This is a genomic window from Thermodesulfobacterium commune DSM 2178, assembly GCF_000734015.1.
Lineage (GTDB): Bacteria > Desulfobacterota > Thermodesulfobacteria > Thermodesulfobacteriales > Thermodesulfobacteriaceae > Thermodesulfobacterium > Thermodesulfobacterium commune.
Genome location: NZ_CP008796.1, coordinates 124,117 through 146,529 on the forward strand (window position 1 = coordinate 124,117; position 22,413 = coordinate 146,529).

Here is a 22,413-nt window from a genome sequence, read left to right on the forward strand (position 1 = left end):
TAAAATTAATCGTTTTCTTTAGAAGATTCTAATACTTCGTTTTGAGTGTTTTCTAAAAGATTCCTTCTCAGCAAAAACCTTGAAAGGAAAATTCCTAACTCAAAGAGTACATAAAGAGGAATGGACAAAAGGGCCATATTAAAGGCATCTGGAGTTGGGGTTATAACCGCAGAAAGCACAGCTATACCAAAAAAGATTTCCTTGCGATACTTGGTGATTTTATAGGGATTTAATATTTTGGTTAGAGACAAAAAGGTTAAAAAAAGAGGGAGCTCAAAGATTAGCCCAAAGGCAATCACAAAAAAAGAAAAAAAGTTAACAAAATGCCCTAAGGAAATGGAAGGCTCTATTTTTTCTGTGCGAAAGGAAAGCAAAAACCTTATTCCATAAGGTAGGGTAATAAAATAGGCAAACACCACCCCCAAATAAAAAAGACCCAATCCCAATAGATAGAACATCCAAAAAAACTTTTTTTTTAAATTGAAAATCAAGTTCAAAGCATTTAAAATAAGATAAAAAATAAACGGAAAAATGACTAAAACAGTTAAAACCAAGGAAAATTTTAAAAAGGAGGTAATAGGTTCTGACAGGCTATAGAAAACAAACTTTTGTTGGTAGGTATGTTGAAGAAAATTAAGTATATAAGGAGAGGCTAAAAAAAAACCTATGTAAAGAGAGATAAAGAAAAAAAGGATTAAGAAACTTTTTTTCTTCCAAAAGGTTAAGAGATATTTGAGAGATTGAGCTATCTTTTTGGTATACATTAAAGTAAGTTGGCTTTAACCCAGTTTACTGCATTTTTAAAGATTTCAAGCCCAGCTACTGTTAGGTTCTTTTCTCGAGTCCAACGAGGATGGTTGGTAAAATGGTTAAAGGCTTCTGGGTGAGGCATAAGTCCAAAAATACGTCCGGTAGGGTCTGTTAAACCAGCCACGGCTTCAACTGCCCCGTTAGGGTTGTAGGGATATTCTAAGGTGGGTTTTCGGGTTTCAGGGTGGATATATTGGAGGGCAATAAGTCCTTGAGATTTTATCTCTTCAAGCACTTTTTCGTCCTGAGGGATAAATTTACCTTCTCCATGCCTTACCGGAAGGTAAAGTTCGTCTAAACCTTCTAAAAAGATACATTTGGTTTGTGGGTTTACTTTCAGATAAACCCATCTGTCTTCAAACTTACCTGAGTCGTTATAGGTAAGGGTAACCTTTCTTTCTCCTAAGTATTTTCCTCCTGGTAAAAGCCCCATTTTCACCAACAGTTGAAATCCATTACATATTCCTAAGATAAGCCCTCCTTTTTTCAGAAAAATCATAAGTTTTTCCCAGAGATAAGTCCCGTCTTTTAGTTTTAAATGTTTAAACCTGTGGGCACAAGCCTGAGCACTCCCTAAGTGATCTCCGTCTAAGAAACCCCCAGGAAAACAGATGATTTGATAATCAAGAAGGTTCTTTTCTCCAGAAAAGATTTCAGATAGATGAACTATCTCAGGGTCTCCTCCCGCAAGTTTAAAAGCATAGGAAGTTTCTACTTCACAGTTTATACCATATCCCCATAGAACAAGAACTCTTGGTTTTTTCATAGCCTTTACAAATCTCCTGAGTTAAGTTATAGTGTTTTTAATTATATTTCAAGTTTTTTATTTTTCAAAAAGGGAAAATATGGCAAACTGGAAAACAGCTTTTTTTCTTTTATTATTAATAGTTTTGGGGGTGTTTTTGTGCCCTTTTTGGTCTTACGGAGCTTATTTGCATCTCAAAATGGATTTAGAGTTAAAACCCAATGCTATAGAAGGTAGCTTGCAAACAGTTTTACAGGAAAAAAAGATTCAAACCTTTGAGACAGAAGGGCTTCATTTCAAAGAAGCCATTTTAGATGGGAAACCTTTTTCTTCAGTACCTTTTAAAGAATCGGCTTTAACCTTTTTGGCTGAAAAGCCAAACAGCCCATTATTTTTATATTTCGAAAAATCTGTAAATTTTACCGTGGTTCCTTTTAATTTCATAGACCGGTTTATCCCCTTACCTAGGGAGCCCTTTACTTATGAAATTACTTTAAAGGTTCCAAAAAAACTAGGATATTTTGCGCTAATCCCCTCAGAGGATTACGAAGTAAAAGAAGAAGGGGGATTTTTGCTATATAAGTTTAAAAACCTAAAACCGATAAAATCTCCGGTTTTAATTCTTTCGAAAGAACCTTTTGTCTCTTCAGTTTTAACCTATAAAAATTTGAAAATTTCTCTGTATTCCTTAGATAACAACAAGGTTTTCTCTAAAGAAGAGGTTTCTTCTTGGTTTCAAAAAGTTAAGCCTGCTTTAGCAGCTTTAGATAAGAAATTTTCTGAGGTTTATCCATTTTCTAAGCTTTTTGTGTTCTTGATAAAGGATCAGGAACCTAAGTTAGATTATTCAAATACTCTTTTGGTTAATTCTTCAATTTTGGATGACCCTTGGGAGTTTAGCGCTTTAGTGAACGAAAAACGTTTGAAAGAAGGGGTTTTTTACCAAGAAGATCAAAGGGTTAAAGGACTTGCCTTGTTTTTTAAAGATGTTGCTCAGGGAAAAGTGGAATTGCGAAAAAAAATACTCAGCACCTCATCTTTAGAAAGCAAAAGTTTTTTTTACTTTTTAGAACTTAAGCAAAGATTAGGTGAGGAGGTTCTTTTAAGTAGACTAAAACATTTTTACGAAACCAAACTTTTTATCCCTCAATCTTTTGAAGACCTTTTAACTTATCTAAAGTCTTCTTTCCCGGAAGTTTTTGTTTCCTTTTCGGATTTTTCTGTGTTTAAAAAGCTCTATCTCAGAGGAGAGGTAGTATTTTTGCAACCTAAGGAAGGAGGCTACGAATTAACCTTAGCTTTAATCAAGTCTACATCTCCACATACTCTTACTCCAAACGAACGTGAGGTGGTGGTTAAATTTTCTGTGGTGTGTAAAAACGTGACTTATTCTTTTGTAAAAAATGTGACAAGTCCTTACCAAATCGTTCAGGTTTGGGTAAAAGAAAGACCTGAAGAGATATATTTAGACCCAGATTATACTGTATGGAGGGTTTTAGAAAAAAAAGAAGAGTATTTAGGGGTGGACAGGCTGTTAGAAAATCCAGGAGTTTTGGTTTATCCTGAAGAGGAGTTTTTACTTTATCAAAAAATAATAGAGGTTTTTAGGAAAAAGGGATATAAAATATTACCGGTTAAAGACCCTTCTCAAGTTGTTTTGGATGAGGCTAAAAACGTGGTTTATTTACATAGATTTCCTTTTCCCTGGATGATAAAGCATATAGACCAGGGAGTATATTTTAAATTAGTTCCTCAACCTTTTGAAAAAGATGGGATGTTAGGTTATTTTTTTTCCTCTTCAGTAAAGGAAACGGAGCTTGTAGTTAATCTTTGGCATAGCTTGAATTCTTTAACTGAAGGATGGATAAAATCAGGCAAGATATTTTCCAAAAAAACCTTAGATTCTCAACAAGGGATTTTAGTTCCTGTAAGGCTTAAACCGGAGGGGTTTTATACCAAGACTTCTATTACTACTTTCGAACTTGCGCTCCAACTGTCTAATACTCAGCTGGTCTTGATAGGAGAAGAAAGACAAAATCCAGCTTCTGATTTTACTCAATTTTATCGAGAATTTTTAGAAAACCTGCATCAACTAAACGATAATCTAATAATCACTTTAGACTTACCTTCTTCCTATCAATCTTTGATAGACCAGTTTCTTGAAAATAAAGTTTCTGCAGAATACCTGAAAAAAGAACTCTCAAAGGTAGAAGTAGGGGTTAATCTTGAGAACCTAATTGAAGTTCTAAGGTTTGCTAAGATCAAAAAAATAAAGGTTTTAGCCATAGGGGTAGAAGAGAGTCTTTTCCAAAAAGTACTTGATAAAGGAATCTTCAGCCTTTCTCAAGAAGAAATTTCTAATCTTCCAGAGATGGACTTGATGAACCCACTTTTAAAAACGTATCTCTACGAAAAATATCAACAGAAAAAACAGCCTTTTCCTCCCTTTGAAAATTTCTATCAAGCTCATCTTCTAAAAAAAGAAGCTCTTACAGAAAAATTACTTCAGGTGCTTGAAGAATACCCAAACTTTCAGACCATTCTTATTACTACTAAAGAGGAAATTATTACTGTTTCTGGGATTACGCAAGGATTACAAAAGAAAAACTTTTTAAATTTTAAAAGGATAATTCTTGACAACCAGAAAAGATTGTCTACAGAAGCAGGAGATTATTTGTTTAACGGGGGAGAAAGCAGCCCCCGTTAAATTCAAACTTTTTATGCTTTAGAAGCAGCTTCTTCTAATTTTTTACCTGGCTTAAACTTAACCACCTTTTTAGCAGGGATTTTGATTGGTGTACCTGTTCTGGGGTTTCTTCCTTCTCTTTCAGCTCTTTTTAACACCTGAAAGGTTCCAAAACCAACCAATACTACTTTGTCTCCTTTTGAAACTGCTTCTTCTACAGCTTCCATAAAGGCGTCTAAGAGCTTTTCAGCAGTAGACTTAGGTACTTCTGCGATCTCTGCCATTCTTTTTACGAGGTCTGCCTTGTTCATAATTCCCTCCTTTAGAAGAATTTTCTTATTTTTCAATTTTATAAAAGATTATTCTTTTTTTGTCAAGGGTAAAAGCCAAGTTTTTGTAGCTTTTTTTTAGATTGACTAAGATTGACAGGTTTGACAAAAGGTAGTCCCTCTTTGATTGAGTTTTAGGTATTGCAAAGGTTGTCCACAAAAACGGCATTTCTGCCCTTTTTTGCCGTAAACCAGATGTTCTTCTTGAAACTTGCCTTTTTGTCCAAAGGCATCTAAATAATCTTTTATCGAAGAACCCCTCAATTCTATAGCCTTTTTAAGGAGCATTTTAATGGTATGATAAAGCTTTGCTACCTCTTCATCACTGAGCGAACTGGCCTTTCTTAAAGGATGTATACCAGCCCTAAAAAGGGCTTCGTCTACGTAGATATTCCCAAGTCCTGCAATTTTGGTTTGGTCTAAAAGTAAGGATTTAATAGGTTTTGAAGACCTTTTAAGGATAGAAGAAAATTTTTCTTGTTTTATCTCTAACGCATCCTCTCCTAATTTTTCTATTTCTTCAGGAAAATGGGGAAGGTCAAAGGTTTTTATTTTCCCAAACTTTCTTATGTCAAAGTATCCTAAGATTTCGTTTTCAAACCTTAATAGCAGTCTCAAAAATTTGTGAGGTGGTTGAATAAGACAGTGGTTTAATAGGATTAAACCACCGGTTAAGCCAAAGTGCCATAAGAGACCTTTTTTTTCAAAAATAAACAATAGATATTTCCCTTTTCTTTTTATGTCTAAAAGTTTCTCTCCTTCTATGCTAAGTGCACCTTTAAAAGAAATTTTTTTAGTAAATCTCGGGTCTAATATCTCGATTTTAACCAGTTTTTGAAGTAAAAGTTTGGTTTTTAGTTGGTGTCTTATAGTTTCTACTTCAGGAAGTTCAGGCATAGGTTATTCATCCTGATCAGGATAAGAGAATCCATTTAAGTGGGTAATTAGGTGATTCTTGTAGATGTCTATGATCGATAGAAAAAGAGCTAAAATAAGAGGCCCTAAAAAAATTCCTAATACACCAAACTTTACAATTCCACCAAGCACTGAAAAAAAGATGAGAAGGTTGTGGATTTTAGTTTTTCCACCGATTAAAAAGGGTTTTAGGAAGTTGTCTAAGTTAGAAATGATAACTCCACAAAAAACCAAAAGGATCACCGCTTTTACATAACTTCCTACCAAGAATAGATAGACAACCAAAGGTCCCCAAATGAGAAAAGTTCCGAAGGCTGGGATGAAAGAGGCTAACATCGTAAGAAAGGCCCAGAAAAGATTATGGGGTATTCCCAACACAAAATAAATAAACAAGGCTAAAAGTCCCTGGATAAAAGCCGTAAGAATGTTGCCATATAAGACTCCTTTTAGAGTCAACCCTATTCTTTGTAACATTTTTTGTTTTTCTTGGCTTTTGCCAGGTATAAGGCTGACTATTTCTTGAATCACCTTTTCTCCGTCTATCAAAAAATAGTGTAAAGTAAGGATGGTAAAAGCTAACTGAAAGCCAAAAGAAAATAGAAATTTAGCCAAATTCGTGATAGAAAAAACCCCTGCCTGAAGGATAGAGGATATTGCTTGAGCGATTTTTTCTTGGATTTGAGGAAGATAAGGTTGTAGATAATATAATAGTTTAGTAAAAAAGGCATAAATTTTAGGGTATTTTTTTAGTTGTTCGACAAAATCATAAAGGCTCTGGTTGGCAACAGGTTTAACCCAGTCTAAGATAGAAAGGATCTGCTGGTAGAGGTTAAAAAGGATGGCTGAAAAAGGTCCTATTACAAATAGGATTAGAAAAAAGAGAACTATAAAAGAAGATAGGTTTTTACGTTTAAGTTTTTGATAGATTTTTTGATAGCAAGGATAGATAAAAAAAGCAATGATACCCGCCCAGCAAATTATAGAAAAAAGAGGACTTAACAGATAAACAAATCCAGCGATGATAAGAAAAGCTAAAAGAAGGGAAATAAAAAGCCCTACTTTATGATAAAAAGTTTCTCTATCGATCTTCATCTTTCTTTCAGTATAGCTTAGGTTATATTTTTCTCAAGGTTTTTTATGTTGTAAACTTAAAAATAGATATTATAATTTAAACTATGCCGATTTATGAGTTTAGGTGTGAAATCTGCGGGGAGGTTTTTGAAAGGTTGCAGAGGATGGATGAAGATTATCCTCCATGTCCTAAATGTGGAAGCTTAGAAGTAATGAAACTTCCCTCTATTTTTGGATTTCAAGATAGGATATCTCAAAAATCTCAAAGAGAGCTCTCTATCCTTAAGAGAGCCAGAGATTATTTAATAGACGGTAAGGTAGGGGAGGCCCGTCGGTTTTTAGAAAAAGCCAAAGAGTTTCATCCTTCAGATAGGGTAAAAAAGCTCTCCGACCTTCTTTCAGAAAGAAAAGCAGTGAGAACAGGATATATAAGTAAGACTGAATATGTGATTACCAAAAAGAAGGAGAAAGGATAAAATGGGTAAAGAGCAGGATGACCTCTTTTCAAACCTAATTACCTTTAGTACGTTTATCCTTTCTCTAAACACTGCTGCCCTTATCCATTTGGGAGAGCTTCCAAACCCCTTAACCAACAAAAAAGAGGTAAACCTTCTGTTAGCTAAACAAACCATAGATACGATTGAGATGCTAAAAGAAAAAACTAAAGGCAATCTTACTTTAGACGAAGAACGTCTGATTAATGCGATACTTTATGAGCTTAAACTTAAATTTTTGAAGGTTTCAGATTAAAGGTTCTATTCTTATGAAAAAATATCTTTTCCTATCTCCAGCCAAGCTAAATTTGGTCTTGCAAGTACTAAGTCGGAGAGAAGATGGATATCATAATCTTTATACGATTTTTCAAAAAATAGACCTTTTTGATGAGATAGAAATTAAAAAAGGGACTTTAGATTTTAGGTTGGATTTTATTTCTGACAGAGGCGATATTCCTCTGGAAGAAAATTTGGTTTATAAGGCTTATATAAAGTTTAAAGAAACTTTTAGGATTAACGAAAATCATCATATAAGGGTAAAAAAAACGATTCCCATCGGAGCTGGCTTAGGAGGGGGGAGTAGTAATGCTGCTACCATACTTAAAGGTTTAGCCTATATTTATGGTATAGATCGAGAAGAACCTTTATTGTATAGCATAGCTAAGAGTTTAGGAGCAGATGTGCCTTTTTTTTTAAGTCCTTATGTTGCAGCTATAGGTGAAGGCATAGGAGATGTTTTAATACCTTATCCTTCTTTTCAAGCGTGGTATCTACTTATTTGTCCTAACTTTGAAATAAGTACTAAGTGGGCTTATCAAAATTTAGGATTGACAAATTCAAAAAATCCTGTTTATTATTCTACCGAAGTCTCCCCTTGGAGACATCCTCAAGGCCTTATAAACGATTTTAAGGCCTTAGTTTTTAACAAGTTTCCTTTTTTAAAAGAGCTTGAAACTAAACTTAAAACTTTTGGGTGCTGTGCTGTTAGTCTTAGTGGTACAGGCCCAACAATTTTTGGGATTTTTGAAAAAGAACCTCCCTTTTATGTTTATGAAACCCTAAAAAGAACACTTAAGGAAGTCAAGGTATTTTTATTGCAAAATTTGGAATAGGTTAGGAGGAGAAATAAAGATGGGAGGGTATAATTTTAAAGGGATTTGTGTGTTCTCTGGTAGTGCTAATCTAGATTTAGCAGAAAAGATTTGTAGTTTTTTAGACCTTCCTTTAGGTAAGGCGGTAGTAAAGCGTTTTAGCGATGGAGAGATTTTTGTTGAGATTAAAGATAACATAAGAGGAGCAGACGTTTTTATTATCCAACCTACCTGTCCCCCTGTAAACGAACATTTGATGGAACTTCTTATTATGATAGATGCAGCTCGTAGGGCTTCAGCCAGAAGAATTACTGCGGTTATTCCTTATTATGGATATGCAAGGCAGGATAGAAAAACAGCTCCAAGAACTCCTATTTCAGCCAAGTTAGTAGCTAATTTGATAGTCGTAGCAGGGGCAAGAAGAGTTTTAACTGTTGACCTTCATGCTGGACAGATCCAAGGTTTTTTTGACATACCTGTAGATCATCTTTATGCCTTACCGGTTTTTTTAAAGCACATCAAGGAGAATTTTTCAGGAAAAGACTTAGTTATCGTTTCTCCTGATGCCGGTGGAGTAGAAAGGGCAAGAGAGTATGCTAAAAGGCTAGGAGCCTCTATCGCTATCATAGATAAAAGAAGAGAACGTCCTAATGAAAGTGCTGTCATGCATATTATAGGAGAAGTAAAGGATAAAATAGCCATCATCATAGACGATATGGTAGATACAGCTGGTACTATGTGTCAAGCAGCTGATGCTATCATAGAAAGAGGAGCTTTAGAGGTTTATGGAATGGCAACCCATCCTGTACTTTCTGGTAAGGCTTTAGAAAGGATTGCTAATTCTTCGTTGAAAGCTCTTTGGGTAAGTGATACCATACCGTTAAGAGAGGAAGCAAAGGCTATAGGTAAGATAAAGGTTCTTTCTTTGGCAGGTTTGTTGGCTGAAGCTATAAGAAGGATACACACCGACGAGTCTATAAGTTCTCTTTTTGTATAAATTTTTTTTAACTAAAAGGAGGAGGAGATACAATGAGACAGGTGAATTTATCAGTTGTTAAAAGAGAAAAAACTGGTAAGGAATGTGCTAAAAAGTTGCGCAAACAAGGTCTGATACCAGCTATAGTCTATGGACATAATTTTGATCCAGTTCCTATCTCGGTAAAAGCTAACGAACTTGAAAGTATTTTGCATAAATACAAAGGTGAAACCTTACTTTTTAACTTGGAGGTACAAAACGGAGAAACTCAGAGAATACAAGCTATTTTAAAAGACTATCAGCTCCATCCTGTTACCGATAAGATTATTCACCTTGATTTTGTAGCGATTAAAGAGGGAGAAACTGTAAGTATAGACGTACCTTTAGAGTTTGTAGGACGTCCAGTAGGACTTACTAAAGGTGGAGTAATCGAAATTTTTATGCATGATTTAACGGTAGAATGTCTTCCTTCTAACATCCCTGATAAAATCCAGGTAGATATATCTAACTTAGATTTAGGAGATGTTTTACATGTAAAAGATATAAAAGTTCCTGAGGGAGTAAAAGTTTTAGATGATCCTGAGGATACCGTGATTACCATCGTAGCTGAAGGTGGAGAAGGAGAGGGGGCTTCTACAGAGGAATCTGAATAGTTAAAGATGTGGCTTTTTTGCGGATTAGGTAATCCTGGAGAGGAGTATAAAGAAACAAGGCACAATTTTGGATTTTTAGTTTTAGAGGCCTTTGCTGAAAGGCATAAGCTTAAGTTTAATTTTTATAAAGAAATGGAAAGTGAAGTAGCCTTTTATAAAGATAAAGCAATTTTAGTTAAACCCCAAACTTATATGAACCTTTCTGGTAGAGCGGTTAAGAAGTGGGTTTTAAAAGAACGAATATCGTTAAACAATCTTTTGGTAATCTATGATGATATGGACCTTCCTTTAGGGAAATTAAAGATTTTACCTAAGGGAGGAGCCGGTGGGCATAAAGGCATGCTTTCGATTATAGAGTGTTTGGGTTCTTCTGATTTCCCAAGAATGAAGTTAGGAATAGGTAAACCTGAAGATAAAGACGTGGTGAGTTATGTGCTAAGCCCATTTAACGAAGAAGAGAAAGAGAAAGTAAAAAAAATACTCGAAGTAGCGGTAGCTGCTTTAGAAGATCTTCTTTATAAGGGTCTGCTGAAGACAATGACTATTTATAATTCACAGGCAGTGGTGTAAGATGAACTTAGCACGTTGGAACTATTATGTGCAAGGCTTTTTTTTGAAGTTTGAAAGAGTTCTTTATATTTTAATCGGGTTAGGGATACTGATTGCCACTGGTTTTATCATCTTTTACGGGTTTAAAACTATTTTAGCGATCCCTACGTATGTCAACTTTACAGAGGGAATTATTAAGGTATTGGATAAATTTTTAATAGCCATGATGTTTCTGGAAGTTTTTTATACTCTACAGGTGATTTTTGGAGAAGAATATAAGATTAAATGTTTAGAGCCTTTTTTACTGGTAGGAATCATTGCTTTAGTCCGAAGACTTTTGATCGTAGGCTTTGAGATAGCTCATACCCCTTCTTTTGACCCAGAACGTTTTAAGTATTATCTTTTTGAGATATTAGCGATAGGTATATTGATTTTGATGTTGATAGGAGGAATAGCTATTTTAAGAAAGTTGAGGGTTGGAAGATGATACATAAAATATTAGTTCTTGATTTTGGTTCTCAGACTACTCAGCTTATTGCTAGAAGGATTAGAGAATTAGGGGTTTATAGTGAAATAAAACCTTGTTTTGTGTCTTTGGAGGAGATAAAAGGTTTTAACCCTTCAGGGATCATTCTTTCAGGAGGCCCAAGCAGTGTTTACGATAAAGATGCACCTATGATATCTGCTGAGATTTTTGAATTAGGGATTCCGATTTTAGGTATTTGCTATGGATTACAGTTGATAAGTTATCTTTTAGGGGGGAAGGTAGAAAGAAGTGAAAAACGAGAATTTGGTCCTGCTTATATTAAAATAATAGAAGAAAATGCCCTTTTTAAAGGATTAAAAAAGGGGGAGAAATATAAGGTATGGATGAGTCATAGCGATAAAATTGAGTTTTTACCTGAAGGGTTTTATGTATTGGCTGAGACAGAAAATACCCCTTTTGCTGCTGTAGCCCATGTAGAAAAACCTATCTATGGGGTTCAGTTTCATCCAGAGGTAGTCCATACAGAGATAGGCCAGGATGTGTTGAGAAACTTTGTTTTTGAGATTTGTGGATGTACAGCTGATTGGAGTATGCCTTCTTTTATAGAAAAAACCGTAGAAGATATTAAAAATCTGGTTAAAGAAGATGAAAAGGTAATCTGTGCCCTTTCCGGAGGTATAGACTCTACCGTAACAGCGCTTTTAGTCCATAAAGCCATAGGAGATAGGTTGATTCCCATTTTTGTAAACAACGGAGTTTTAAGAAAAAACGAACCAGAAGAAGTGCTATCTTTGATGAAAAGTTTAGGGCTAAAAGTAGATTATGTAGACGCAAGCTCTCTTTTTCTGGAGAGATTAAAGGGGGTTGAAGACCCAGAGAAAAAAAGAAAGATTATCGGGGAAACCTTTATAGAGGTGTTTGAAAAAGAAGCTAAAAAGTTTGATAACGTGGTTTATCTTGCTCAAGGTACTTTATACCCGGATGTAATTGAAAGTGTTTCTTTTAAAGGACCCTCTGCTACCATCAAGTCCCATCATAACGTAGGTGGGTTACCTGAAAGGATGCACCTTAAGTTGATAGAACCTTTGCGAGAGCTTTTTAAGGATGAGGTGAGAAAGATAGCAGAACTTTTAGGTTTACCTAAACATATTATATGGAGGCAACCTTTTCCAGGCCCAGGTCTTGCTATAAGAATAATAGGAGAAGTCTCGGAAGAAAAACTGGATATTTTAAGAGAGGCTGACGCGATAGTTAGAGAAGAGATGCTCAACTCAGGTTGGTATTATAAGGTCTGGCAAAGCTTTGCGGTCCTTTTGCCGGTAAAGACAGTAGGGGTTATGGGAGATGCAAGAACCTATGAATATGTGGTGGCGATTAGATGTGTGGAAAGTCAAGATGCTATGACTGCTGACTGGGTAAAATTGCCTTATGATCTGTTAGAAAGGCTGTCGAATCGGATTATAAACGAGGTAAAAGGGGTTAACAGGGTGGTTTACGATATTTCTTCTAAACCTCCAGCTACGATCGAGTGGGAATGAACTTTTATAGAAAAGCTTTACATTTAGGTTTTGGTTTTCTAATTTTTGGGCTGTCTTATGTTGTTTCTTATCACCTACTAGGCCTTCTTTTAGTAAGTCTGGTTATTTTAAACTCTGTCTTTGAAGTTTTAAGACTCTTTTTTTATGATTATCTTCCTTTGAAAAGGCTTTGGACCCCACTCTTTAAAAAAGAAGAATTTTACAAAATAAGTGATGGTTGGTTTTATTTGGTCGGAACTACTTGCCTTTATTATTTGGTAGGGAAGGAAGATTTTCGTTTGGTGCTTTTGATTTTAACCTTGGCTGACCCGATAGCCTCTTTGGTAGGTTTTTACTCAGGGAAAAAGAAAATATTTCAGGGAAAGACTTTAGAGGGAGGGGTAGCATTTTTTTTGATGTCTCTTTTGATTGTTTTTGTGTTTAAAGGGTTGGTAACCTTTCAGTATTTTGGTTTAATCTCCCTTCTTACTTTTATAGAACTTTTAACTAAGAGGGATAATTTCTGGATTCCATTGGTAGGTGGTCTTTACCTTAAATATCTTGTTTAGAGTCAGGTTTCTATAGGGCTTAATCTTTCTCAAAAGGTGCCTATGAGAAGGTTGTAGGTTGACTAAAATATCCCTTTGACTTTTTTAGATTTAGAGGTATTTTAAAACAAAAGAAGAGAGGTTTAGAAAAACATGGAAGAACTTAAGAATTGGGGTATTAGTTTAGAAGACATTCCTTTAGAGGGATTAAAAGTTGAATTTACTGATGTTCAGGTTTTAGAGGGGTTTAAGATAAAAAAGCCTCTTTTTGGATTTTTTAAATTGAAAAAATTAGGTATTGAGGTAAAATTAGAAGGCTTTATAAGTGGCTCTTTGGTTTTAGAGTGTGATAGATGTTTAACAGAGTTTGAGTTTGATTTAGAGCATTCTTTTGCTTTAGATTTAAAGCCGTTAAGATCTCTTAATTTTGATGAGGAAAAAGAGCTTTCAGATGAGGAGATGGAGGTAAGTTTTTTTGAAAACTCTTGGATTTCTTTTTATGACATATTAAGAGAGGAGATCTGGTTATCTATTCCTTACAAGAAGCTTTGTAAAGAAAGCTGTAAGGGACTTTGTTCATATTGTGGGGTTAACCTTAATGAAAGAAGTTGCAGTTGTGGGGTATATAAAAAAGAAAGTCCTTTTGCGGTATTAAAGCAGATGATAGAAAAGGAGAGTTTGGAAAAAAGAGGAGGTAAGTAACATGGCTGTACCTAAGCGAAAGACTTCAAGGTCAAGAAGAGGAATGAGGAGGGCTCATAAGCATTTAGAAGCTCCTTCTTTTTCTGTGTGTCCAAGGTGTAAATCTGCTAAACTTCCTCACAGAGTTTGTCCAAGCTGTGGGTATTACAAAAGTAAACAGGTTTTAGAAAAAGAATCTTCTTAGTTTTTAGTCATCTAAACCTATGTATAAGGTAGTCGTGGATGTAATGGGAGGGGATTTTGCCCCCTCCCAGATTCTTAGAGGTGCAGAACTTGCCCTTCAGGAGATCCCCGAGTTAGAGCTTATCTTGGTAGGGAGGGAAGAGGTTTTAAAAACCTATGTAGGAAAGCCAAGGGTTTCTGTGGTTTTTGCTGAAGAAGTGGTAGAAATGGATGAAAGTCCAGGAGATGCTCTAAGAAAGAAGCGAGAGGCTTCTATCTTCAAGGGGATAGAACTTTTGAAGTCAAAGGAGGCGGGTGCTTTTGTTTCTGCTGGAAATTCAGGGGCTGTAGCTGCAGGGAGTATCTTTGTTTTGGGAAGGATAGAAGGGGTGAGACGTCCGGCTATCGCTACCCTTCTTCCTACGGTTAAAGAACCTTTTGTGTTGATAGACGTAGGGGCTAATGTAGATTCAAAGCCCATAGACCTTTTTCAGTTTGGTATTATGGGAAAGGTTTTCTTAGAAAAGGTATGGGATAGACCTAATCCCAAGATAGCACTTTTATCTATCGGAGAAGAGTCGGGAAAAGGTAACCTGTTGGTCAAAAAGGCACATCAACTTTTTAAAAATTCTAATCTTAATTATGTAGGTAATATAGAAAGTAGAGATATCTATCGTGGAGAAGTGGATGTGGTAGTATGTGATGGTTTTATAGGAAATATCTGTCTTAAGCTTTCAGAAGGGTTGGCTGAGGTTATCTTAGAGATGTTAAAAAACGAGGCAAAAAAGTCGGTAGTTTCTATTTTAGGCCTTTTTATGGCTAAAAAGGCTATAGATGGATTTAAGAAAAAGGCTGACTGGAGAGAATATGGAGGGGCTCCACTTTTAGGAGTCAAAGGCAACGTAATCATCGCCCATGGAAGGTCCGATGCTTTGGCTATCAAAAATGCTATCAGGGTAGCGGTAAATACCATCAAAATCAATTTGGTTGAAAAATTGGAGAGCGCCATCAAAGACAACTTGATTGAGGAGGAAAAGGAGTGTGCTTAAACACTGTTAGATCGACGATTTTAGGTATGGGAATGGCAGTTCCTCCTAAGGTGCTTACCAATCATGACCTTGAAAAGATGGTTGAAACTTCAGATGCCTGGATTACAGAAAGGACAGGAATAAAAGAAAGACATATTTTAGAAGATGGAGAAAACATCAGTCAATATGCTATCAAAGCTTCTAAAGAAGCGTTAGAAAGGGCAGGGATTTCTCCAGAGGATTTAAACCTTATCATTTGTGCAACCGTAACCCCAGATTATCTCATTCCTTCTCTTGCTGTGCTGGTTCAAGAAGGGTTAGGTGCTTTAAGAGCTGGTGCTTTTGATCTTTCAGCTACCTGTTCTGGTTTTGTTTATGCTTTAAGTATAGCTGACCAGTTTGTAAAGGCAAATCCTGAATGGAAAGTATTGGTAGTAGGGGCTGAAGCCCTTTCTCGAAAAACCAACTGGCAAGATAGAAGCATTTGTGTGCTTTTAGGAGACGGAGCAGGTGCTGCTGTGGTAGGAAAAAGTACTAAACCTTCCCAAAAAGGAATTATCGATTTTATCCTTGGGGCAGACGGTAGCAAGTGGCCTTTACTTACCTTAAAAGGAGGGGGAAGTGCTTTTTTTCCTTTTGATGACAGATTACCTAAGGAAGAATATTACATCAAAATGCAGGGAAGAGAAGTGTTTAAGTTTGCTACCAGGGTAATGGAAAGGTTAGCGTTGGAGTTACTTGAAAGAAACGGTTTTTCTAAGGAAGACTTAGACCTTTTGGTGCCTCATCAGGCAAACTTAAGAATTATAGAATACCTGAGAGATAGGCTAAACCTTCCTAAAGAAAAGGTCTTCGTAAATATCGATAAATATGGAAATACTTCAGCAGCCAGCATTCCTATAGCCCTCTACGAAGCAGAAAAGGAAGGTGTACTTAAGGAAGGAGATTTAGTCTTACTTGTTGCCTTTGGAGGAGGTTTCACCTTTGGAGGCGTATTGTTAAGGTGGTAGAGTAAATCCTTTTCAGATGAATTCTTCTCAAAAAATAGAAATCATAGTCGGTTTTTCAACCCATAGGATAGAAGTCCTTCCTTTTGCTAAGGACTTTATGGAAAGTGCTGAAGTTATCATTCTTGAAGAGCCACCTAATGAAAAGTTTTGCTCAGTTCTTGAAGGTAAAATTTCTGAAGAGGATTATGTTTTAAACGAAGAGTTTTGGTTCCCAGAGTTTGAAAAACAGACCCTTAAACTGCTCAAAAATTTTCATCAACAGGGAAAGAAAATTTTTCAGATAGAGCCTTATTTAGAGGGGGTCAAGATTTTACAACAAAGGGCGGAAGGGATTGTCTCTCACCAGTCAATAGACGAGGTTCTCTTAGAGAGGATAGCAGAGACAGAAAAAAATGCGATAGGAAAACTTCTCAGGTTTTATGAAGTTTCTTTAACCGGTGATTTCGAAAAAATCGTTGATAGTGTAAAGGATTTTTCTAAGGCAGATGCTGAAAGGTTTAGACTAAGAGATCAACTGAGGGTTGAGGCGATTTTAAAAGTGCTGTTAAGTTTAAAACAGGGATTAAAAAAGGTATATGTAGAAGCTGGAACTATACACCTTTATTTTAAAAAACTTTTGCAATTAAATACGTTAAGTTTGGGTAAAGTCTCTCAGTTTTTTTTACTACAGAAGGTTTTAAAATCTCTTGTTGGTAAACCCTACGTCTTTCCTCCTGGAGAACTTTTGACCTTAAGATACATCTTTAACCGCAAAGAAAACCCAAAAACAGAAAATCTTCTTGCTGCAAGGTCTCTGGTTTACATAAAAATCATACCCAAGGAAGAGCTTCTTCCCCACGAAGAAAATCCCTTTCCTCATCTTAAGGAAGAACTTCATGCCATAAAATTGATAGAACGTTTAGATTTTGAGGACTGCAAAAGGCTCTATTCTAAACTTTTTTGGATAAAAGACTACAAAGAAGCAAGAAAGCTGGTAGAGGATTATTTAAAATTTCGATAGAAAATAAAGTAGGTTTTTGAGGGGTCTTTTTGAGCCTTAAAAGTTATAATTTTGTATTCTTTAAGAGATAGGTTTTCTATTTCTTTAGGAAGTGTTTTTCTTATAATTATAACGTCACAGGTTTGAGAAGAGGTAAAAGCTTCTACCTTCTTTGGGATACGGGCATAAAAATAGACGTTAGCTACAGGGTTGTTAACCTGACATAGGGTTGCTTTTGGATTTTTAGAAAGTAAATAGTTTACAAACAAACCTGCCTCTTTTTCTGAACTTTTAGCATAACAGGGTATAATTACGGTAAAGACTAATCACTCAACTATCGCAAAGTGTAGGATGGTTTTGAAAACAGGTTCTTTTTTAAAAAGAAAGAATACTACAACTTGGAACAAAAAGCCTAATATCAGGCTTAACCCCAAGGTATAAGAAAGGGATAACTTTAAAAAGGGTAAAATTAAAAGAAATATCAAAGGTAAAAACACTAAACAATGTCCAACTAATCGATAGATTTTTAACAAAAACCAGTCAGCATGAGTTTTTAAATAGTAGGTAATAAAAATTATAGAAAAAGGTAGAATTGGGAGAAGATAATAACCTCTTCTGGCTTTGGCTATGGTAAAAATCAGAAAAATGAAAATAGAGGTTAAAAAGAAAAGCCTTTCTTCCTTTGATAATTTTTTAAAATTTTTGATAAACTTCACGAGAGCAGCAAAAAGAAATAGCGACCAGGGTGCTACCCATATAGGCCAATATAAGAAATAGATGTAAAAGGGTCTAAGGTTGTCATAAGGGTTTACTGCCTGTTGTAAGTTTTCTCTTATCCATAGATAAAAGGGGATTTGACTTTTCAGTTCTTGAGCTGTTAAGTAATAAGGTAAGAAATAAAACCCTAAGGCTATGGTTCCTGCTAAGATAGATTTCCAGTTTAGATGATAAAATCTTTTTTCGAGGATAGCATCTATCAAAGGCAAGGTCAATAACACCGCAAAAGAAGTTATCCCCTTTGACAACCCCCCTATCACCATACCACCAAAAAACCCTAAGTATCCTAAAAAGCTCTTTTTATCCCTAAAATGAATATAAAAGGCAAGGGCTGTGATGATGCCAAAAAGTTGATAGATTTCAGACTGGGCTAAACGAGAAAACTCTAAAAAACCTACTGAGGTAAGTAAAAGGCCAGAGGCTATAAGGTTCCAAGGATAAGAAAAAAGAGGGGTTACACCTATGTAGAAAACAACCAAACTTGCTAAAGCGATTAAAGCCCCTGGTAGTCTTACGGTAAACTCATTAAAACCTTGTAAAACCATTCCAGAAATTTTTATAAGCCAAAAAGGGATGAGAGGTTTGGTTACATGAGGTTCAAAGTTGATGGTTGGAACAAACCATGAATCTCTAAGCATCATCTCTCTTGTTGCTTCAGCCCACCTTCCCTCTACCCCAAATAAAGGTCTCTCTCCTAAATTCCAAAAAATCAGTAAAAGAGCCAAAACCAACAAAACTAAAATCAACCTTTGTTTTTTCATAAAAAGCCTCTACTACAGGTTGTAGTTAAAGCAAAAAGGTAGTATTTTTATAAGTTTAAGAGGTTTTTATGAAAAATAAAGCCTTTTTAAAAATAGCTTTGTTTTTAATTGCTTTTGGAGGGGCTCTTTATTTTCCTTTTATAGGAGAAAAGGAGTTTCAGGGAGAAGAAGGTAGGAGGGTTTTAATTGCTTTACAGATGCTTGAAACTAAGGAATTTTTATTTCCTAAGCTTTTCGACACCTTTTATTTTCTAAAACCCCCGGCCTATAACTGGTTTCTTGCTCTTTGGTTTTGTCTTACTAAAGACTTCTCAGAATGGACAGCCAGAGCCAGTTCTGCTGTGAGCTTAATCTTTACCTCTTTGGTTTTTACCTGGATATGGATAAAAATTTTAAAAAAAGAAGAGATTGTCGAACAAAAAAACATTTCTTGGGTTGTTTTTTTGCTTCCTGGTCTGATTTTTTTAACCACCCCAGAGGTTATAGATAAAGGTATAAGGGCTGAGATAGATGGTTTTTACACCTTTTTAGTCTCAACTAGCCTTTTTTCCTGGTTTTATTTTTATGAGATAGAAAAACGAAGGATGGTTGGATTTGTTTTATGGGGCATTTTTACGGGATTTGCCGTGCTCACCAAAACTTTTCATGCTCTGCTTTTCTTTTATTTAGCCTGGATACCTTATCTAATTTACTTTAAAAGACTTAAAGAACTTTTTTCTATTCCCCATTTTTTAGGTATAGGGGTTACCTTGGGAATTTTTATAACATGGCTTTTAGTTAGTTTGGGTTTTGATATAACCCTTTTTAAGGCCTGGTTAGGAGAATATCAGGGAGCAGTATCTGGGGCAGAGGTTTCTTTAACTCAACATTTTGAGGCCTTTACCCTTGGTTTTCTTATAGGATATGCCCCTTGGATTTTTTTCTTTCTTGTTTTAAAAGAAAAAGAATTTTTTAAAAGTTTCCTTGATAAGCATCCTAATTTTTTTAGGTTTTTCCTTTTTTCTCTTTTCCTGTTTGTTTTTTCATATTTGTTTCATATTTTTTGCTTAGGTGCAAGGCTAAGATATATGCTTCCTGGAGTAGGTGGATTGGTTTTTGTTTCTTCTACGGTTTTTTTATACTTGATTTTAGAAAAACAAAGGATGATTTCTTAAGATAGGTAAGATTTGTATCCGCTTTTTACCTTGGTTCTGCGTTTTTCTTAGCCTTTCTTTTTTAGCGTATCTTATGTTTAAAGGTTTTTATTATTGGGAAGCTTTTTTAACTACCATTTTATTGATGTCTGGAGGCATATTTTTTGGATTTCGATTTCGTAAAGAAGTTACGTATAAAGGCGTTTTTTGGTTTTTAGTTTTTTGTGTGTTTTTTATAAAACAGGCCTATGCTGCCTTTTATTATTCTTACCATAAGGAAAAGTTTGATTATTTTAGGAAAGCAGCCAAAAACCTTATATTAACCGCAGGAAAAAATAAGGTGATATATCTTTGCGAGGAAATTCCTCATCATTTGATTTACTACGGAAAATATAGATATCAGGCTTTAGATTTTATATATGTTAAAAATTGCAATCCAGATGTGGTTTCAAAACTTAAAGATAGATGGATTCTGATTTCTAAAGAAAGATTTGAGTCTTTAGGTTTTAAAGAGAAAAAGTTTAGCGAGTTAAGGGTGTTACCAGTAAGGAAAAAGCTTTATTTTTTGGTTAAAAATTATTAAAGTTTAGGACTATTTGCAAAAAATGCAAAGTTTGAAAAATGTTCCTTCAGGTTTTGAGGTTGAATTTTTAAAATCTTAGGTCTTTTAGGGTTAAGAGGCAAATAACTTTTAGGTATGCTTTTTGATATAGTAGAATAAAAAGACAAGTTATAGGAGGTGGGGAGATGAGAAAGCTAATAGCCTTATTGGTAGGAGTTTCTTTGTTAGGGTTTTCTTTAGGATATGCTCAGGGTCCTAAAGAAGGGCCTGCTGGTCCTAAGCCTTATCAGGGGGCTGGGATAGGAAAAGAGGTTAGCAATGCTACCAAACAACTTAAAGGAGAGGAAGCTAAAAAAGGTTTTGGAAAACAAGTTAGGGAAAGAGCTCGTGAGAAATCAAGGATTAGGGAGCATAAAGCTTTAAAACAGCAGCAAAAAGAGACCATCAAGAAAGATATGCCTGGAAATTCTACTTCTCAGTAGGTTATTTTCTGGTATATTAACTTGGTAAACAACGTTGTGAGTAGCAGAGAGGGGCCCTGTTACATTTTTAGGAGAAATAAAAGATGGAAGAGTATGTCTTTCGTCCTATAGGCTATGTAAGAACTGAAGCTAAAGAGATACCTCGACACTGGTCTATTTCAGAAATAGAAGGTTATTTAGAGATTAAACCTGAATATCAAGAAGGATTAAGGGACTTTAAAAAAGGAGATAAGGTAGTAGTACTTTTTGTATTTCATCAGTCATCTCCTTTTACCCCTGAAAAACTTTTACAAAAACCTCCACATAGTCAAGAATTAAAAGGGGTTTTTAGCACCTGTTCTCCTATAAGACCTAATCCTATAGGTCTTTCAGTTTTAGAGGTGTTAGAAGTTGCAAACAATAAGGTCAAGGTAAAAGGAATCGATATGTTTGATGGAACCCCTATCCTTGACCTTAAACCGTTTAAAGCCTATCAAAAGAATTCTGTTTAAGCTCTTAGAAGGGAGTTTTTATGGAAAAAATGACCAAAAATTTAGATAGGGTTTGTTTTTCAGGTTTTTCGATTAGGGTAAAACTTGAAATGCCTAACTTGTTAGGAAAATTTGGAGAAATAGTAGGATGTTTGAATAGGTATGGATGTGAGATAGTAAGTTCAAGTTTACTTAAAGTTTCTACAGATAAGGTAATAAGAGAGTTAGAGATAATCTGTTTGGAGGAAAGACAACGGGAGCAAATTATCAAGGTGCTTAAAGAACTAAAAGATATAAAAGTGCTAAAGGTTATAGATAAGACCTTTGAGTTGCATGAAGGAGGAAAAATAGAGATAGTAAATAGGGTTCAGATAAAAGACCAGAATACCTTGGCTGAGGTTTATACTCCAGGAGTGGCTAAGGTTTGTTTATATCTGAAAGATCATCCAGAAGAGGTTTATAGATATACTATCAAAGGTCATACCATTGCGGTTATTACCGACGGATCAGCGGTTTTAGGGTTGGGTAATATAGGGCCTCTTGCTTCTTTACCAGTTATGGAAGGTAAATGTATGCTTTTTAAAGAATTTGCAGGGTTAGATGCCTTTCCTTTAGCGGTGAATACCCAAGATGTAGATGAATTTGTTGAGGTGGTAAAACAGGTTTCTTTGGTGTTTGGTGGAATAAACTTGGAAGATATTTCTGCCCCAAGATGTTTTGAAATAGAAAAGAGATTGTGGGAAGAGCTTGAGGTGCCTGTGGTTCACGACGACCAGCATGGCACAGCTATCGTGGTTTTAGCAGGTCTTATTAATGTAGAAAGGTTGTTAGGAAAAAGTTTAAGGGATATGAAGATAGTAATTTCAGGTGCTGGGGCCTCTGCCATAGGAACGGCAAGGCTACTTTTAAAATATGGGGTCAAAAATCTTATTTTATGCGATTCATATGGGGCTATTTATCAGGGAAGAAAAGAAAGAATGAATCCTTATAAAGAAGAAATTGCTTCCCTTACTAACCCGGAAAGGTTAAAAGGTACACTTTCAGAGGTGTTAGCAGGGGCGGATATTTTTATTGGTCTTTCAGCTCCAAACATTCTTAAACCTGAAGACTTAAAGGCTATGGCTCAGGATAGAGTAGTTTTTGCTTTAGCCAATCCTGACCCTGAGATTTCTCCTGAAATTGCGTTGCCTTTGGTCAGGGTGTTGGCTACCGGACGTTCAGACTATCCTAATCAGATCAACAACGCTTTAGCCTTCCCTGGGCTTTTTAAGGGATTACTTGAGGCTAAGGCGAAAAAGGTGGATGAAGAGGTTTTTATAGAGGCAGCAAAAGCTATTGCTTATGTCATAAAGAAAGAGGAATTAAAGGAAGATTATATAATACCCAGCATGTTTGATAAAAGGGTGGTAAAGGCCGTAGCTCAAGCAGTGGTAAAAAAATTGACAAAACCCTCAAAAAGTTTAAACTAAAATCATA

At 35.5% G+C, this 22,413-nt stretch carries 27 protein-coding genes; 20 read left to right on the forward strand and 7 right to left on the reverse strand.

Annotated features, from left to right (window positions below; translation table 11 throughout):
• Window positions 1-5 precede the first annotated feature (5 nt).
• The gene (gene tatC / locus HL41_RS00660) at window positions 6-764 is read right to left on the reverse strand and encodes a twin-arginine translocase subunit TatC (RefSeq protein WP_022854680.1); all 759 of its coding nucleotides are present in this window, start codon (window positions 762-764) and stop codon (window positions 6-8) included.
• Complete coding sequence (locus HL41_RS00665) at window positions 764-1,576, reverse strand: phosphoribosylformylglycinamidine synthase subunit PurQ (protein ID WP_022854679.1); 813 nt, start codon at window positions 1,574-1,576, stop codon at window positions 764-766. The genes tatC and HL41_RS00665 overlap by 1 nt, the downstream gene beginning before the upstream one ends.
• A 79-nt stretch (window positions 1,577-1,655) precedes the next feature.
• Between HL41_RS00665 and HL41_RS00670 the strand changes: the two genes are divergently transcribed.
• Window positions 1,656-4,262 (forward strand): ChaN family lipoprotein, encoded by a 2,607-nt coding sequence (locus HL41_RS00670; protein ID WP_038549386.1) that lies wholly within the window; start codon window positions 1,656-1,658, stop codon window positions 4,260-4,262.
• A gap of 11 nt (window positions 4,263-4,273) precedes the next feature.
• Here HL41_RS00670 and HL41_RS00675 read toward each other — a convergent pair whose 3' ends face one another.
• The 3 genes from HL41_RS00675 to HL41_RS08880 form a co-directional block, all read right to left on the reverse strand.
• Window positions 4,274-4,552 carry an HU family DNA-binding protein gene (locus HL41_RS00675; RefSeq protein ID WP_038063200.1) on the reverse strand — a complete coding sequence of 93 codons (279 nt, stop codon included), beginning with the start codon at window positions 4,550-4,552 and terminating at the stop codon, window positions 4,274-4,276.
• Window positions 4,553-4,657: 105 nt separating this feature from the next.
• Entirely contained in the window at window positions 4,658-5,467 is an 810-nt protein-coding gene (gene mutM / locus HL41_RS00680; protein WP_038063202.1) for a DNA-formamidopyrimidine glycosylase, read from the reverse strand.
• Window positions 5,468-5,470: 3 nt separating this feature from the next.
• Complete coding sequence (locus HL41_RS08880) at window positions 5,471-6,577, reverse strand: AI-2E family transporter (protein ID WP_051754402.1); 1,107 nt, start codon at window positions 6,575-6,577, stop codon at window positions 5,471-5,473.
• An 83-nt stretch (window positions 6,578-6,660) separates the two neighbouring features.
• On the opposite strand from HL41_RS08880, the gene HL41_RS00690 reads away from it, so the two are divergent.
• From HL41_RS00690 to HL41_RS00755, 14 genes are all read left to right on the forward strand, one after another.
• Window positions 6,661-7,032: an FmdB family zinc ribbon protein gene (locus HL41_RS00690; protein ID WP_038063205.1), complete on the forward strand. Its 372-nt coding sequence runs from the start codon at window positions 6,661-6,663 to the stop codon at window positions 7,030-7,032.
• Between the two features lies 1 nt (window position 7,033).
• Window positions 7,034-7,306, forward strand: a complete 273-nt coding sequence (locus HL41_RS00695) for a DUF1844 domain-containing protein (protein WP_038063208.1) — start codon at window positions 7,034-7,036, stop codon at window positions 7,304-7,306.
• Between the two features lie 13 nt (window positions 7,307-7,319).
• Window positions 7,320-8,162, forward strand: coding sequence for a 4-(cytidine 5'-diphospho)-2-C-methyl-D-erythritol kinase (gene ispE / locus HL41_RS00700; RefSeq protein ID WP_038063211.1), 843 nt, complete (start codon window positions 7,320-7,322; stop codon window positions 8,160-8,162).
• Between the two features lie 19 nt (window positions 8,163-8,181).
• Complete coding sequence (locus tag HL41_RS00705) at window positions 8,182-9,138, forward strand: ribose-phosphate pyrophosphokinase (protein WP_038063214.1); 957 nt, start codon at window positions 8,182-8,184, stop codon at window positions 9,136-9,138.
• A 32-nt stretch (window positions 9,139-9,170) separates the two neighbouring features.
• A complete protein-coding gene (locus HL41_RS00710; RefSeq protein WP_038063217.1) occupies window positions 9,171-9,770 on the forward strand; it encodes a 50S ribosomal protein L25/general stress protein Ctc in 600 nt (199 codons plus the stop codon).
• A 6-nt stretch (window positions 9,771-9,776) separates the two neighbouring features.
• A complete protein-coding gene (pth, locus tag HL41_RS00715) occupies window positions 9,777-10,340 on the forward strand; it encodes an aminoacyl-tRNA hydrolase (RefSeq protein WP_038063220.1) in 564 nt (187 codons plus the stop codon).
• 1 nt (window position 10,341) lies between these two features.
• A complete protein-coding gene (locus HL41_RS00720; protein WP_038063223.1) occupies window positions 10,342-10,806 on the forward strand; it encodes a phosphate-starvation-inducible PsiE family protein in 465 nt (154 codons plus the stop codon).
• Window positions 10,803-12,344, forward strand: a complete 1,542-nt coding sequence (gene guaA / locus HL41_RS00725) for a glutamine-hydrolyzing GMP synthase (protein WP_038063226.1) — start codon at window positions 10,803-10,805, stop codon at window positions 12,342-12,344. Before HL41_RS00720 ends, guaA begins: the two co-directional genes overlap by 4 nt.
• Window positions 12,341-12,892 (forward strand): diacylglycerol/polyprenol kinase family protein, encoded by a 552-nt coding sequence (locus HL41_RS00730; RefSeq protein WP_038063228.1) that lies wholly within the window; start codon window positions 12,341-12,343, stop codon window positions 12,890-12,892. The genes guaA and HL41_RS00730 overlap by 4 nt, the downstream gene beginning before the upstream one ends.
• Before the next feature lie 132 nt (window positions 12,893-13,024).
• Window positions 13,025-13,573, forward strand: a complete 549-nt coding sequence (locus tag HL41_RS08885) for a YceD family protein (protein WP_051754403.1) — start codon at window positions 13,025-13,027, stop codon at window positions 13,571-13,573.
• Window position 13,574: 1 nt separating this feature from the next.
• On the forward strand, window positions 13,575-13,757 hold the full coding sequence (gene rpmF / locus HL41_RS00740) for a 50S ribosomal protein L32 (RefSeq protein ID WP_022854664.1): 183 nt from the start codon (window positions 13,575-13,577) through the stop codon (window positions 13,755-13,757).
• A gap of 19 nt (window positions 13,758-13,776) precedes the next feature.
• Window positions 13,777-14,784 (forward strand): phosphate acyltransferase PlsX, encoded by a 1,008-nt coding sequence (gene plsX, locus HL41_RS00745; protein ID WP_038063231.1) that lies wholly within the window; start codon window positions 13,777-13,779, stop codon window positions 14,782-14,784.
• Window positions 14,775-15,773: a beta-ketoacyl-ACP synthase III gene (locus HL41_RS00750; protein ID WP_081856442.1), complete on the forward strand. Its 999-nt coding sequence runs from the start codon at window positions 14,775-14,777 to the stop codon at window positions 15,771-15,773. The genes plsX and HL41_RS00750 overlap by 10 nt, the downstream gene beginning before the upstream one ends.
• A 16-nt stretch (window positions 15,774-15,789) precedes the next feature.
• On the forward strand, window positions 15,790-16,773 hold the full coding sequence (locus HL41_RS00755; RefSeq protein WP_038063237.1) for a hypothetical protein: 984 nt from the start codon (window positions 15,790-15,792) through the stop codon (window positions 16,771-16,773).
• Here the strand turns inward: HL41_RS00755 and HL41_RS00760 are convergent.
• Together HL41_RS00760 and HL41_RS00765 are read right to left on the reverse strand one after the other, a co-directional pair.
• Complete coding sequence (locus HL41_RS00760; protein ID WP_038063240.1) at window positions 16,755-17,021, reverse strand: hypothetical protein; 267 nt, start codon at window positions 17,019-17,021, stop codon at window positions 16,755-16,757. The genes HL41_RS00755 and HL41_RS00760 overlap by 19 nt on opposite strands.
• 57 nt (window positions 17,022-17,078) lie before the next feature.
• On the reverse strand, window positions 17,079-18,290 hold the full coding sequence (locus tag HL41_RS00765) for an ArnT family glycosyltransferase (RefSeq protein ID WP_038063243.1): 1,212 nt from the start codon (window positions 18,288-18,290) through the stop codon (window positions 17,079-17,081).
• A gap of 68 nt (window positions 18,291-18,358) precedes the next feature.
• On the opposite strand from HL41_RS00765, the gene HL41_RS00770 reads away from it, so the two are divergent.
• The 5 genes from HL41_RS00770 to HL41_RS00790 all read left to right on the forward strand — a co-directional run bounded on the left by HL41_RS00770 (window position 18,359) and on the right by HL41_RS00790 (window position 22,406).
• Window positions 18,359-19,444 (forward strand): ArnT family glycosyltransferase, encoded by a 1,086-nt coding sequence (locus HL41_RS00770; protein WP_038549393.1) that lies wholly within the window; start codon window positions 18,359-18,361, stop codon window positions 19,442-19,444.
• 73 nt (window positions 19,445-19,517) lie between these two features.
• Entirely contained in the window at window positions 19,518-20,006 is a 489-nt protein-coding gene (locus tag HL41_RS00775; protein WP_038549398.1) for a hypothetical protein, read from the forward strand.
• A gap of 164 nt (window positions 20,007-20,170) precedes the next feature.
• Window positions 20,171-20,467 (forward strand): hypothetical protein, encoded by a 297-nt coding sequence (locus HL41_RS00780; RefSeq protein ID WP_038063249.1) that lies wholly within the window; start codon window positions 20,171-20,173, stop codon window positions 20,465-20,467.
• An 83-nt stretch (window positions 20,468-20,550) separates the two neighbouring features.
• Complete coding sequence (tsaA, locus tag HL41_RS00785) at window positions 20,551-20,958, forward strand: tRNA (N6-threonylcarbamoyladenosine(37)-N6)-methyltransferase TrmO (RefSeq protein WP_038063252.1); 408 nt, start codon at window positions 20,551-20,553, stop codon at window positions 20,956-20,958.
• A 20-nt stretch (window positions 20,959-20,978) separates the two neighbouring features.
• Window positions 20,979-22,406 (forward strand): NAD-dependent malic enzyme, encoded by a 1,428-nt coding sequence (locus tag HL41_RS00790; protein WP_235181300.1) that lies wholly within the window; start codon window positions 20,979-20,981, stop codon window positions 22,404-22,406.
• The last annotated feature ends 7 nt before the right edge of the window (window positions 22,407-22,413 follow it).